Origin of the sequence: Muribaculum sp. NM65_B17 (genome assembly GCF_004793735.1) — a bacterium.
Classification (GTDB): domain Bacteria; phylum Bacteroidota; class Bacteroidia; order Bacteroidales; family Muribaculaceae; genus Muribaculum; species Muribaculum gordoncarteri.
In genome coordinates, this window is sequence record NZ_SRYY01000005.1 from 89,562 (window position 1) to 102,771 (window position 13,210).

A 13,210-nucleotide genomic window follows, 5' to 3' on the forward strand; every position below is an offset into this window, starting at 1 on the left:
AAGGACGGCCCATAATTAAAATTGATACCACAGGCGGATTGTCGGTCGACATTCCGCCTTTTATTTTCCGGTATACGACAAGAGGCAGCTCGGAGTGAGCTGCCTCTTGTCGTCGTGTGTATGGCTTGTTACAGGCTGTCGCCGAAGTCCATTCGGAATTTTTCGGTGAGGTCCTCCTGCCAGTGGCCTATCTCTTTCATTCGGCCGAAGAAGAAGCGCAGCACCTTGGGCTCTTCGGTCCATTGCAGGCCGCCTATGAGGTCACGGTTGTCCCACACCCATTTTACGCGGTCGGCGCAGTATTTCACCTGGCTGAGAGTGAACACTCGGCGCGGCATGGCGAGGCGTAGCAACTCAAGCTCGGCATAACGTTCCGTACCGTCGGGTTCGCGCTGTTCCGACACTGTTCCGCGCTCCATGCCTCGGATGCCGCCGGCTATGTAGAGTGCGGCTGCAACGGCTGCCGCCGGATATTGGTTGTGGGGCAGCTCGGGCAGTATCTCCGAGCAGTTGAGGTGGGCTCCAAGTCCGCCGGCGGGCTTGATTACGGGTACTCCGTAGTCGTCGAGCTCTTTTACGAGGTATTGGATGAATTCGGGACCCTGGCTGATGTAGTCCATGTCGAGTGATTCGTATAGGCCTACTGCCACGGCCTCGATCGACCTTACATCCATGCCTCCGTAGGTGAGGAAGCCTTCGTAGAGGGGAATGAACTCCATGAGGCTTTTCATGAGGCTCTCATTATGGCTTGTGATGGCGCCGCCTCGGCCGAATCCCAGTTTTCGGCTTGAGAAGTAGATTATGTCCATCTTGTCGGCGAGCAGATGATATATCTGCTTTGTTGTCATGTATTTGCATTGGGCTTCGCGGGTCTTCATGAAGTACACGTTGTCCTGCAGCAACGAGGCGTCGAGCACGCTCATTACGCCGTATTTGTGACACACATCGGCTACGGCGAGCATGTTCTCGAGCGATACGGGCTGTCCGCCTATGAGGTTTGTCCCGGCTTCTACGCGCACGAATGCTACATTCTCGGGGCCGTATTGCCTGATGGTTTCCTCGAGTACGTTGAGGTTGAAGTTGCCCTTGAACGGGTCGTCGCTTTGGGGTTTCAGACCTTTGCTGTCGACTACTTCTATAACTTCGCCTCCGCAGCGCGTTATGTGGGCTTTGGTTGTGGTGAAGTGGAAGTTCATGATAGCCACCGAACCGGGCTTCACGAATGCTTCGGCCAAAATGTTCTCGCAGGCTCGTCCCTGATGGGCGGGCAACAGATATTCGGTTCCGAATACCTCCTTGACTGCGCGACGCAGGCGGTTGAATGTTTCGCTTCCCGCGTATGAGTCGTCGGCCGTGAACATTGCGGCTGTCTGCTCGTCGGACATCGCGTTTACACCGCTGTCGGTGAGCATGTCCATGTATATGTCCTTGTTTTGAAGAAGGAATGTATTGTTTCCGGCCTCCTGGATTGCCTGAAGTCGCTTCTCTACCGGCAAGAGGTTGAGTTTCTGTACCACTCTTACCTTGTGCATTTCCAGGGGTACTTGATTTTCCGATTTGTAGAATTTTACTGCCATGTAATTAATGTTGGTTTATTGTCGGTTATTATTTGTGATTTTTATGGTTTGATGCAAATTTAAGTACAATAATTATTATTTGCAAGCAAAACGGGGCTAATAGTAGTCGTTGTGATACGATGTGCGTGATATGCGTGTCATTCGGAGAGTTTTAAAAAGAAGTCAGGACACCGTCCCGATGGCGGGATGATGTCCTGACTCTATAAGATGTCGCAATTATTTATGCGTTCTTCACCTTGTCAACTACAGCCTTGAAAGCTGCGGGGTTGTTGAGGGCGAGGTCGGCAAGCACTTTGCGGTTGATCTCGATACCTGCTTTGTGGATAAGTCCCATCAACTTAGAGTAGGAGAGGTTCTCCTGACGGGCGGCAGCGTTGATACGCTGAATCCAGAGAGCGCGGAAGTTGCGCTTCTTGTCCTTGCGGTCGCGGTAAGCGTAGGTAAGACCCTTTTCCCAAGTGTTCTTGGCTACGGTCCAAACGTTCTTGCGGCAACCGAAGTATCCGCGGGTGAGTTTTAAGATTTTCTTTCGGCGTGCTCTTGAAGCAACATGATTTACTGATCTTGGCATCTTGTAAAATGTTTTTTGAATGTCAGCGGCTTAATTGCTCTTTGGTTTTTAGCTGTGCATTCGGTTAATAATAACGATTATAGAAATCACGAATTAAAAACGGTGAAACTCATCGGAGTCCTCTACCTACTACATTGCGAGCAGCTCCTTGACATTATGGATGTCAGCCTTAGCTACTGTAGAGAAGTGGGTGAGGTTTCTTTTTTGTTTCTTAGTCTTCTTGGTCAGGATGTGACTTTTGAAGGCATGTTTTCTTTTGATTTTTCCTGTTCCGGTAAGGGCGAACCTCTTTTTGGCACCGGAATTAGTCTTTACCTTAGGCATTTCTTTAATTTTTAATTAATTCGAGTTTATATAATATTTCTGAATCGGCTTTGATTGGTTGCGATTACTTCTTCTTGGGCGAAATCATGATAGTCATTCTCTTGCCTTCAAGCACCGGCATTTGCTCAAGCTTACCCAAGTCCTCAAGGGCGGTTGCAAACTTAAGGAGCAACACTTCGCCTTGTTCCTTGAAAAGGATTGAGCGTCCGCGGAAGAACACGTAAGCCTTTACTTTGGCTCCCTCCTTGAGGAATTCCATAGCGTGCTTGAGCTTGAAGTTGTAGTCGTGGTCGTCGGTCTGGGGTCCGAATCGGATCTCCTTCACAACCACCTTGGTTGACTTGGCTTTCTGCTCTTTAAGGCGTTTTTTCTGCTGGTAGAGGAATTTCTGATAGTCCAAAATCTTGCACACGGGGGGATTGGCGCTTGCCGAAATCTCGATTAGGTCAAGACCTTCTTCCTCGGCCAGACGGAGAGCCTCCTGAATGGAGTATATTCCCGGTTCCACATTGTCGCCGACGAGGCGTACCTCACGGGCTCTGATGCGTTCATTGATTGCATAAGGGTCTTTCTCTTTTTGAGGCATTCCTTTACGCTGCGGGGTGCCGCGATGCGGCTGATTTCCAGGTTTGTTATCCATTCAGTAGTTTTATTGATTTACCATATTGTTGACTTCGTCGGTCAAATATTTTGCAAAGGTAGCAATTTTCATCGTACCTTTATCGCCTTCGCCTTGTTTTCTTACGGAAATTTCACCATTTTGTGCTTCTTTTTCACCAACAATGAGCAGATAAGGTATTCTCTTGAGCTCGTTGTCGCGGATTTTCTTTCCGATTTTCTCGTTGCGGTCGTCGACAATTGCCCTTACATCGGCGGCGTTAAGCTCCTTTGCAACCTGATAGGCGTAGTCGTTGAACTTCTCGCTGATGGGGAGCACCACAGCCTGGTCGGGGGCGAGCCACAAGGGGAATCGTCCGGCGGTGTGCTCGAGGAGCACGGCCACGAAGCGTTCCATCGAACCGAAGGGTGCGCGGTGAATCATCACGGGGCGATGCTTCTGGTTGTCGGCTCCGGTGTATTCGAGCTGGAAGCGTTCGGGAAGGTTGTAGTCGACCTGAATTGTTCCGAGCTGCCAGCGGCGGCCTATTGCGTCCTTGACCATGAAGTCGAGCTTCGGGCCGTAGAAGGCTGCCTCACCGAGTTCGGTGCGGGCTTTCAGTCCTTTTTCGGCGCAAGCTTCGATGATGGCCTGCTCGGCAAGGTGCCAGTTCTCGTCGGAACCGATGTATTTCTCCTTGTTCTTGGGGTCGCGAAGTGAAATCTGAGCCTCGTAGTTGTCAAATTTGAGAGCCTTGAAGATGTAGAATATGATATCCATCACCTTTAGGAACTCATCTTTAATCTGGTCGGGGGCGCAGAATATGTGAGCGTCGTCCTGAGTAAATCCGCGCACACGAGTAAGTCCGTGAAGCTCACCGCTCTGCTCGTAACGGTAGACCGTTCCGAATTCGGCGAGTCGCAAGGGGAGTTCGCGATAAGAGCGGGGGAACGCCTTGAATATCTCGCAGTGGTGAGGGCAGTTCATCGGTTTGAGCAGGTACTCTTCGCCCTCCTCGGGAGTGTGGATGGGCTGGAATGAGTCCTTGCCGTATTTTGCATAGTGACCTGAGGTCACGTAGAGCATCTTGTTGCCTATGTGGGGGGTGATTACCTGCAGGTAGCCGTACTGTTTCTGTATCTTGCGCAGGAATTGCTCAAGGCGGTCACGAAGGGCGGCGCCTTTCGGTAGCCAAAGAGGAAGTCCGGCGCCGACATTTGACGAGAAAGCAAACAATTCCATCTCCTTGCCAAGCTTGCGGTGGTCGCGCTTCTTGGCCTCCTCCAAAAGCACGAGATACTCGTCGAGCATCTTCTTCTTGGGGAATGTTATGCCGTAGACGCGCACAAGCTGGTTGCGCTTTTCGTCGCCGCGCCAGTAAGCACCGGCAAGAGAGGTTATCTTCACTGCCTTGATGGGGGCGGTGTTGGGGAGGTGAGGACCGCGGCACAGGTCGGTGAACGCACCTTGGGTGTAGGTGGTTATGTGACCGTCCTCAAGCTCGCTGATCAGCTCGCACTTGTACTCCTCGTTGCGCTCGCCAAACATTTTCATCGCATCGGCTTTTGCGATGTCGGCTCTGACAATGGGCTCTTTCTTTTGGGCGAGTTCAGTCATCTTGGCCTCGATCTTGGGGAAGTCGGCGGCGGTTATGGTGTGACCGTTGGGGTCGATGTCGTAGTAGAATCCGTTTTCAATGGCAGGGCCTATGCCGAACTTCACGCCAGGGTAGAGCTCTTGGAGAGCTTCGGCGAGAAGGTGGGCCGAACTGTGCCAGAAAGCGTGCTTGCCTTCCGGGTCATCCCACTTGAAGAGTTTTATTTCGGCGTCGTTATTGATGGGGCGGCTTATGTCCCATTCTTCGCCGTTGACGGTGGCCGCAAGAATGTCTTGGGCCAAGCGCGAGCTTATGCTTTCGGCAATCTGCAGCGGAGTCGTGCCGGCTTCGTACTGCCTTGAGCTCTTGTCAGGAAATGTAATTGTTATCATTGTAAATCGTTATAGTGTTTTGCCGGTGTTTTTGCCGTAGGGGCACACCTATGCAAAAAATCGACTGCAAATTTACGTAATAATTTCAATACTATCCAAACTTTCACATAATTATATTGGAAGTAATTGTCACATTTGGGGTAATCGCATTCATTATGGGGGTAAGCAATCGCGGCAGTGAACAGTGGCGAGAACGGAATTGTTTAAATAACATAATTTAACGCGACTATTTGTTTATGCAATCAAAAGTTTCATCTCGATATTGGACTGTCGACCGCATCATGTGGCTTGTGATAGGGCTTGCCATGACTGCGGCGTTGATATATCTGGTGCGTTATCTCAGCAATGTGTTGCTACCGTTTTTTGTTGCGTGTTTCATCGCCTACATTCTTCAGCCAATAGTGAATATGAACCGCCGGCTCACGAGAACCAAGGGGCGTGTGATTCCATCGATACTTACGCTTGTCGACATGGCGGTGGTTATAGCTCTGGTGGTCTACATATTCCTGCCGTCGGTGCTGAAAGAACTCAATATGCTTGGCGGCATCCTGAAGAGCGTGTCGTCGGGCGATGTGCAGTTGCCCAAGTTCTATGTAACGGTGGTGGATTTCATAAACAAGTACTTCAACCCCGACAATATCAGCGGAATGCTCGATGGCTCTCACATCGAGGCGTTGCTTAGCAAGGGGTCGTCGCTGCTTGAGGAGTCGATAGGCGTAGTCATGGAGATTCTGTCGTGGCTGTTGACGCTGATTTACATCTTGTTCATTCTCATAGACTATCCCCAGATTTCGCGCGGATTCAAGCTGATCATCCCTCACAAGTATCGTCCTCGCACAATGGTTGTGGTGCGTGACGTGGAAAACAGCATGAACCACTATTTCCGCGGTCAGGGAGTTGTGGCTATGTGTGCCGCCGTGTTCTACTGCATCGGATTTTCAATAGTGGGGCTCCCGCTTGCCATTCCCATGGGTATAATAGTAGGGGTATTGTACATGATACCCTATTTCCAGTATGTGACGCTGATTCCGGTCGCCGCCATCTGCTTTGTATATTCGCTCGGCGGTTCGGTGGAGTTTCTGCCCGAGATGGGCAAGTGTCTGCTGGTCTATGTGGTGAGCCAGTGTATATGCGACTACGTGATAACTCCCCACATCATGGGAAAGGAGATGGGACTGAATCCTGCCATAATACTGTTGTCGTTGTCGGTGTGGGGCAGCTTGCTGGGTATAATAGGCATGATCATAGCCCTGCCTGTAACGGCTCTTATCATGACTTACTATGAGCGATACGTAAGTAATCCGGCGCCCGAAACCGATGAATCGCAGCCTGCCGAGGCCGACAAGTCGGGGCCGACCGAAAGCAGATAACAATAAGAGCCGCCCTAAGAGCGGCTCTTATTGTTATCTTATGTGTTTTTTACCTTAAGCGTTGTAAAGATACCTCTTTATCGAGCGTTTGGGAGTCTTCTCAAATTCGTTGGCGATGAGCTGTATGCGGTCGACTTTTTCGTAGGGTGCCACGAGCTTGTTTAGTTCGACGAGAATGTTGCCCATCTCCTTGGGGAGTTCTTCCAAGGTCAATCCGTATTGGTCCATCATTTCATAATCGGGATACACGAGTGCCACAAGGCGCTTGTTGCGCTCAACGACAAGACTCTCCGACACGAAGGGCATGTTGTTGAGCTTTGCCTCAATCTCTTCGGGATATATGTTCTGTCCGTTGGATGACAAAATCATGGTCTTGTAGCGGCCTTTTATGAATATCGTGGCATCTTCGGAGCGTGTGCCCATATCGCCGGTGTGGAGCCATCCTTCCTCGTCGAGCACTGCGGCCGTCGCCTCGGGATTCTTGTAGTAGCCCTTCATCACGTTTACTCCTCTTACGCATATCTCTCCCGGAATGTTCTCGGGGTCGGGGCTTTCGATTTTGCTTAGCATGAGTCCGGGAAGAGTTCGTCCCGATGAGCCTACGATAAACTGTCGCCACGGGGTGTAGCTGATCAGAGGCCCGCATTCGGTCATGCCGTATCCCACAGTGAAGGGAAATTTTATGCGGCTAAGGAATTCCTCGACCTCGGGGTTGAGCGGCGCGCCGCCCACGATTATTTCCTCAAACTCGCCACCGAACGCTTCGACGAGCTTGCGGCGTATGATTGAGTAGAAGGCCTTGTCGATGCCGGGGATGGCGAGCACCCACCGCATGGCTTTCTTGGTAATCATGGGGAGAATCTGCTTGCGGTATATCTTTTCGAGAATCAGCGGGACGCAGATTACGAGATTGGGGCGCACTTGCGAGAGGGCCTTAAGCAGCAGGTTGGGAGAGGGTATCTTGCCGAAGACGGTTATGTGGGTTCCGGTGGCGAGCGGCACAAGCATGTCGAATGCACATCCGTAGGCATGGGCGAGTGGCAGGAATGAGAGGCATCGCGAGCCCTGGAAATGGAGCCGGGAGTGGATGCCGAATGTCACGTTGCCCCACAGGTTGCGATAGGTGAGCATGACACCCTTGGAAAATCCGGTGGTTCCCGAAGTGTAGTTGAGCACGGCTATATCGTCGTCGTTCATGATGGGGTAGTTCACATCGTCGGGGAAGAATCCCTTTTTATAGCGCTTCTTGAATTTGCGGGTCAGATTTTTCAGTTCACGCTCGATTTTGCGCTCGTTGAGCGGATGCTCGGCGAGTATCTTCCCGTCGGTGAGCGATATCACACCCTTTGCCTTGGGCATCTTCTCAAACTCGAATGACTCCCAGATGTTGTTGTCGACAAACAGCAGAATAGACTCGGAGTGATTTATGATGTGCTGTGCGTCGACGGGATTGAAGTCCTGAAGCACGGGCACTATGGTTGCGCCGTAGGTGATGGTGGCCATGAACACGGTTATCCACCCGGGAGAGTTCTTGCCGATAAGGGCTATCTTGTCGCCCTTTTTCACGCCTGTCATCTCATACATCAGATGCATGCGTGCGATTCCCTTGGCCATCTGGGCATAGGTGTCGGTCTTATCGGTGCTGTAGTCGGTCAAAGCAGGCAATGTCCAGTTGTCACGGAAACTGCGTGCATAAATCTCGGTTAGGGTTTCAGAAGTGCTCATTAATCCGGTTTTTAATCTGTCTTTTTCGCAAAAATAGTACAAAATATGCTTATAATAGTACAAATACGGCATAAAAATAGTTTGATTAAAAGCGATAACAGGATAAAAATTGCTAAGTTTGCACCATGATTGACAATTCGACATTTGGCAATAGCACCGCTTTGTTTCACACTTTCGGATGTAAGCTCAATTTTTCCGAGACATCCAGTGTCGCCCGAATGTTTTCAGAGAAGGGCATACGCAGGGTGCAGTCGGGCGAAACTCCCGACATAGTTGTGGTTAATACATGCAGTGTAACCGATGTGGCCGACAAGAAGTGCCGACAGGCCATCAATCGTTTCGCGCGGCTCTATCCCGAGGCTGTAATCGTGGTTACGGGATGCTATGCCCAGCTCAAAAGCGATGAAATTGCGGCCATTCACGGCGTAGACATCGTTGCCGGAACCGACCGCAAGCTTGAGCTTCTCGACTATCTTGACCGCTGGCTTGAAAACCGCCGTACCGAATCCTACATAACTCCGCTTACCGATATACGCAAGTTTGACCCTTCGTGTTCACGCGGCGACCGCACGCGTTACTTCCTGAAGGTGCAGGACGGATGCGACTATTGGTGCAGCTACTGCACAATACCCAAGGCCCGCGGACGCAGCCGCTCGGGCACGATTGAATCCATAGTCGACCAGGCCCGGCAGGTGGCCGAGGAAGGCGGACGGGAGATTGTGCTGACGGGTGTAAACATAGGCGACTTCGGCAAGGGACGTGACGACACGTTCTTCGATCTTATAAAGGCGCTTGACAATGTTGACGGCATAGAGCGTTACCGCATCTCGTCGATAGAGCCCAACCTGCTTACCGACGAGATGATTGAGTGGGTGGCCTCGTCACGGAGGTTCATGCCGCACTTCCACATACCGCTTCAGGCGGGCTCCGACGAGGTGCTGCGGCTTATGCGCCGTCACTACGACACGGCGCTGTTTCGCCATCGCGTCGAGCGAATACGCGAGGTGATGCCTCACGCTTTCATTGGTGTCGACCTGATTGTGGGGGCGCGTGGCGAAACCGACGAACTCTTTGAGCGTTCGCGCGACTATGTGGAGTCGCTCGACATTTCGCGTCTGCATGTGTTTCCCTATTCGGAGCGTCCCGGTACACGTGCGCTCGACATCGACTACGTGGTACCGCAGGAGGTGAAGCATCGCCGCACCAATGTGATGCTGCGCATCTCGGAGCATAAGCTTGCCGACTTCGCTTCGCGTTTCAGCGGAACGGTGCGCCCGGTGCTGCTTGAGCATCAGCGTCCGCGCCGTCCCATGACGGGGTTCACCGACAACTATCTGAAGGTGGAGGTGAAGCCGGTTGCCGAATATGCCAACAAGGTGGTGCCGGTGATGCTCGGTGAGGTAATCGACAATGGTGACATGATGAAAGGACGCATTGAATTATGAAATATTGGCAATATAAACCGTTGGGATGGCTGTTTGGCGGCATATCACGCCTGCCGTTCGGGATGCTCTATGTGTTGAGCGACATTCTGTTTGTGTTGCTCTATCATGTGGTGGGTTATCGTCGCAAGGTGGCGTTGAAAAACATTGCCGACTCGTTTCCCGATAAGAGCCCTGAGGAGCATAAGGCTATATGCCGGCAGTTTTTCCGGAATTTCGCCGACTACTTCTTTGAAACTATAAAGATGAACCACATCACTGACGACGAGATGCGCCGACACACTGTAATCGAGGGTGTCGAGCAGATTGACCGTTACGTGGAGCAGGGGCGTTCGGTGGCAGTGTATTTCTCGCATTGCGGCAACTGGGAGTGGGGTACCTCGATAACCCTGTGGGCACGTAACAACCCCACCAACGGAGTGGTGTACGCCCAGGTCTACCGACCGTTGACCAACAAGTGGTTTGACGCTTATTTTCTGAAGCTTCGCAGCCGTTTCGGCTCGGTGTCGTTTGACAAGCGCATGGTGTTTCGCGACCTGCTGCTGTTGAAGCGTGACGGCGTGTTGAGCGTCACGGGATTCATGAGCGACCAGAAACCGAGTGCCGGCGATGTCACGCACGTGGTCAAGTTCCTGAATCATCCTACTGCCATGATAACGGGCACCGAAACGATTGTGCGCCGCCTCAATCTTGTGGCCTTCTACTGGGATGTCGAAAAGCCGAGCCGAGGACACTACAAGCTCACGCTGCGGCTTATAACCGACAATCCCGACTCGATGCCGCAGTTTGCCATTACCGATGTCTACGCCCGGTTGCTTCAGCAGACGATAGAGCGCAATCCGTCGATATGGCTGTGGACCCACAAGCGATGGAAATATCCCGTGCAGTATCCTTCAACCGATGAACATTGTGACTGATGGAAAAGCCCGTAGCTGTAATAATACTTAACTGGAACGGCGAGAAGATGCTCGCCAAGTATCTTCCGCAGGTGATTTCGGCCACCGATGACACAATTGCCGATGTGATCGTGGCCGACAACGGCAGTGACGACGGTTCGCTCGAGCTGCTTGAGCGGTCGTTTCCCGACGTCATTGTGGTGAAGCTTGACCGTAACTATGGGTTTGCCGAGGGTTACAACCGGGCCATAGCGGCCACCGATTATCGCTATACGGTGCTGCTCAACAGCGATGTCGCGCCTGCCACGGGTTGGCTCAATCCGCTCTATGACTACATGGAGGCGCACCCCGATGTGGGTGCCTGTCAGCCCAAGATTCGTTCTTATGCCGATCACAAGTCATTTGAATATGCCGGAGCATGCGGCGGATTCCTTGACCGTAACGGCTATCCCTATTGCCGCGGTCGCATATTCGACACCGTTGAGCGCGATTCGGGCCAGTATGACATGGTGATTCCCGTGTTTTGGGCCTCGGGTGCGGCGTTGATGGTGCGCAGTGAGCTGTATGTCAAGGTGGGCGGTCTTGACAAGGACTTCTTCGCCCACATGGAGGAGATTGACCTGTGCTGGCGCATAAAGCTTGCTGGATATGCCGTGGTGGTGATTCCGCAAAGCGTCGTGTTTCATCTCGGCGGCGGTACGTTGCCGCCCTCCAATCCGCGCAAGACCTATCTTAATTTCCGCAACAACCTGTTGCTCCTGCACAAGAATCTGCCCGACTCGTCGCGAAAGAAGCGTCTGCTGGTGCGTCGGCTGTATGATGCGCTTGCGTGGGTGAAGTTTGTCGTGTCGCTTGACTTTGCCGATGCTTCGGCCGTGTTGCGCGCTCATCGCGACTTCCGGAAGATGCGCGCCAACTACACGAGCCACCCCGATGTCGACCTGCTGCCCAAGTCGCCTGACATAGTTGTCGACTACTACCTTCGCCGACGCAAAGTGTACTCCGACCTCGACTGAGCTGTCGGAGTTAAAGGGCTGATTGTTCAATAAGTCGGTATTGATGTTATTAAATGTGTATTAAGGGTCTTAACTACATTATGTGACGGAACCTTTAATGGTTATGGGTTGTTCCTAACTATAAGGAAGGTGTTGTGTCCTTCCCTGAATCATAGTTACTTTAAATCAGCTCTCGATAGTGAGGGGTTAATGAAAAATTATGGAACAACAATACATCCTGTCGCTCGACCAAGGCACAAGCAGCTCGCGTGCCATCGTATTTGACCGCAAGGGTTCGATATGCTCTGTGGCGCAACGTGAATTTGAACAGATATTTCCCCGCTCGGGATGGGTTGAGCACAATCCTCATCAGATATGGGCTTCGCAGGCTTCGGTAATAGCCGAGGCTATATCGAAGATCGACATAAACGGAAAGAACATAGCCGCGATAGGCATAACCAACCAGCGCGAAACCACAATCGTGTGGGACCGTGACACCGAGGAGCCGATATATAACGCAATCGTGTGGCAGGACAGGCGCACTTCGGAGTATTGCGACCAGCTTCGCCGCGAGGGAGTGGTGGAGATGATACGCAGCAAGACCGGACTGATACTTGACGCCTACTTCAGCGCGACGAAAATCAAGTGGATTCTCGACAATGTTCCCGGAGCGCGCAAGCGTGCCGACGAGGGTAAGCTGATGTTTGGTACCGTCGACACATGGCTCATGTGGCGATTGACCCGCGGCGATATTCACGTGACCGATGTCAGCAATGCGTCACGCACGATGCTCTTCAACATCCACACTCTCGAGTGGGACAAGGAACTGCTTGGTATGTTTGGCATTCCGTTGTCGATGATGCCCGAAGTGAAGTCGTCGAGCGAGGTGTACGGTCACACTACATCGACCCTCTTTGCCCACCATGTGCCCATATCGGGAAGTGCCGGCGACCAGCAGGCCGCACTGTTCGGACAGATGTGTATTGAACCCGGTTCGGTTAAGAACACCTACGGCACGGGATGCTTCCTGTTGATGAACAGCGGTGAGCGTCCCATAGAGTCGAAAAACAAGCTGCTCACCACCATTGCGTGGAAGCTTGGCGACAAGGTGACCTACGCTCTCGAGGGGTCGATATTTGTCGGCGGTTCGGTGATCCAGTGGCTGCGCGACTCATTGAAGTGCATAACATCGTCGGCCGAGGTGGAGGCGCTTGCCGAGTCGGAGCCCGACACCGACGGGGTGTATTTCGTGCCGGCACTCACCGGACTTGGCGCGCCATATTGGGATCAGTATGCCCGTGGCGCCATATCGGGCATCAGCCGAGGAACCACGACCGCCCACATAGCACGTGCCGCTCTTGAGGGAATTGCCTATCAGACCTATGACATAGTGAAGGCGATGGAACGTGACGCCGAACTGCCCATCGCCAATCTGAAGGTCGACGGCGGAGCGTCACGCAACAATCTGCTGATGCAGTTCCAGAGCGACATATTGAATACCGATGTCATGCGTCCGCGCATCACCGAAACCACCGCGCTTGGTGCGGCCTATCTTGCCGGACTCGCCGTGGGATATTGGAGTGACCTTGACGAAGTGCGCTCTCAGTGGCAGGTTGAGAAGGTGTTCTCTCCGTCGGGCGATCTTGCCAAGGTGGCGAGTGAAATCGAGGGATGGCACAACGCCGTGAACCGGGTACTTACCGAATATCCGATAAAGTAGTGT

Annotated in this window: 11 protein-coding genes; 5 read left to right on the forward strand and 6 right to left on the reverse strand. The window is 52.3% G+C overall.

The genetic code is table 11. From position 1 onward, the window contains the following. Window positions 1–128 precede the first annotated feature (128 nt). The 5 genes from E5354_RS08670 to thrS form a co-directional block, all read right to left on the reverse strand. Window positions 129–1,577, reverse strand: coding sequence for a tryptophanase (locus E5354_RS08670; protein WP_123396260.1), 1,449 nt, complete (start codon window positions 1,575–1,577; stop codon window positions 129–131). 220 nt (window positions 1,578–1,797) lie between these two features. After that, window positions 1,798–2,148 (reverse strand): 50S ribosomal protein L20, encoded by a 351-nt coding sequence (gene rplT, locus E5354_RS08675; protein WP_123396261.1) that lies wholly within the window; start codon window positions 2,146–2,148, stop codon window positions 1,798–1,800. A 129-nt stretch (window positions 2,149–2,277) separates the two neighbouring features. After that, entirely contained in the window at window positions 2,278–2,472 is a 195-nt protein-coding gene (gene rpmI, locus E5354_RS08680) for a 50S ribosomal protein L35 (RefSeq protein ID WP_123396262.1), read from the reverse strand. Between the two features lie 64 nt (window positions 2,473–2,536). After that, the gene (infC, locus tag E5354_RS08685; protein ID WP_123396515.1) at window positions 2,537–3,058 is read right to left on the reverse strand and encodes a translation initiation factor IF-3; all 522 of its coding nucleotides are present in this window, start codon (window positions 3,056–3,058) and stop codon (window positions 2,537–2,539) included. A gap of 63 nt (window positions 3,059–3,121) precedes the next feature. After that, window positions 3,122–5,059 (reverse strand): threonine--tRNA ligase, encoded by a 1,938-nt coding sequence (gene thrS / locus E5354_RS08690; protein WP_123396263.1) that lies wholly within the window; start codon window positions 5,057–5,059, stop codon window positions 3,122–3,124. 236 nt (window positions 5,060–5,295) lie between these two features. Between thrS and E5354_RS08695 the strand changes: the two genes are divergently transcribed. Continuing rightward, complete coding sequence (locus tag E5354_RS08695; RefSeq protein WP_123396264.1) at window positions 5,296–6,429, forward strand: AI-2E family transporter; 1,134 nt, start codon at window positions 5,296–5,298, stop codon at window positions 6,427–6,429. 54 nt (window positions 6,430–6,483) lie between these two features. Here E5354_RS08695 and E5354_RS08700 read toward each other — a convergent pair whose 3' ends face one another. Then, window positions 6,484–8,154: an AMP-binding protein gene (locus tag E5354_RS08700; RefSeq protein ID WP_123396265.1), complete on the reverse strand. Its 1,671-nt coding sequence runs from the start codon at window positions 8,152–8,154 to the stop codon at window positions 6,484–6,486. 125 nt (window positions 8,155–8,279) lie between these two features. Between E5354_RS08700 and mtaB the strand changes: the two genes are divergently transcribed. From mtaB to glpK, 4 genes are all read left to right on the forward strand, one after another. Then, window positions 8,280–9,599 (forward strand): tRNA (N(6)-L-threonylcarbamoyladenosine(37)-C(2))-methylthiotransferase MtaB, encoded by a 1,320-nt coding sequence (gene mtaB, locus E5354_RS08705; protein WP_123396266.1) that lies wholly within the window; start codon window positions 8,280–8,282, stop codon window positions 9,597–9,599. Next, complete coding sequence (locus tag E5354_RS08710) at window positions 9,596–10,513, forward strand: lysophospholipid acyltransferase family protein (RefSeq protein ID WP_123396267.1); 918 nt, start codon at window positions 9,596–9,598, stop codon at window positions 10,511–10,513. The genes mtaB and E5354_RS08710 overlap by 4 nt, the downstream gene beginning before the upstream one ends. Then, window positions 10,513–11,508 (forward strand): glycosyltransferase family 2 protein, encoded by a 996-nt coding sequence (locus E5354_RS08715; protein WP_135947214.1) that lies wholly within the window; start codon window positions 10,513–10,515, stop codon window positions 11,506–11,508. The genes E5354_RS08710 and E5354_RS08715 overlap by 1 nt, the downstream gene beginning before the upstream one ends. A 199-nt stretch (window positions 11,509–11,707) precedes the next feature. Then, on the forward strand, window positions 11,708–13,207 hold the full coding sequence (gene glpK / locus E5354_RS08720) for a glycerol kinase GlpK (RefSeq protein ID WP_135947215.1): 1,500 nt from the start codon (window positions 11,708–11,710) through the stop codon (window positions 13,205–13,207). Window positions 13,208–13,210: the final 3 nt, after the last annotated feature.

What these genes read in the sequence shown, in the direction of transcription:
- E5354_RS08670 (WP_123396260.1), bottom strand. Translation starts at nt 1,577, where the DNA reads ATGGCAGTAAAATTCTACAAATCGGAAAATCAAGTACCCCTGGAAATG.
- rplT (WP_123396261.1), bottom strand. Translation starts at nt 2,148, where the DNA reads ATGCCAAGATCAGTAAATCATGTTGCTTCAAGAGCACGCCGAAAGAAA.
- rpmI (WP_123396262.1), bottom strand. Translation starts at nt 2,472, where the DNA reads ATGCCTAAGGTAAAGACTAATTCCGGTGCCAAAAAGAGGTTCGCCCTT.
- infC (WP_123396515.1), bottom strand. Translation starts at nt 3,058, where the DNA reads ATGCCTCAAAAAGAGAAAGACCCTTATGCAATCAATGAACGCATCAGA.
- thrS (WP_123396263.1), bottom strand. Translation starts at nt 5,059, where the DNA reads ATGATAACAATTACATTTCCTGACAAGAGCTCAAGGCAGTACGAAGCC.
- E5354_RS08695 (WP_123396264.1), top strand. Translation starts at nt 5,296, where the DNA reads ATGCAATCAAAAGTTTCATCTCGATATTGGACTGTCGACCGCATCATG.
- E5354_RS08700 (WP_123396265.1), bottom strand. Translation starts at nt 8,154, where the DNA reads ATGAGCACTTCTGAAACCCTAACCGAGATTTATGCACGCAGTTTCCGT.
- mtaB (WP_123396266.1), top strand. Translation starts at nt 8,280, where the DNA reads ATGATTGACAATTCGACATTTGGCAATAGCACCGCTTTGTTTCACACT.
- E5354_RS08710 (WP_123396267.1), top strand. Translation starts at nt 9,596, where the DNA reads ATGAAATATTGGCAATATAAACCGTTGGGATGGCTGTTTGGCGGCATA.
- E5354_RS08715 (WP_135947214.1), top strand. Translation starts at nt 10,513, where the DNA reads ATGGAAAAGCCCGTAGCTGTAATAATACTTAACTGGAACGGCGAGAAG.
- glpK (WP_135947215.1), top strand. Translation starts at nt 11,708, where the DNA reads ATGGAACAACAATACATCCTGTCGCTCGACCAAGGCACAAGCAGCTCG.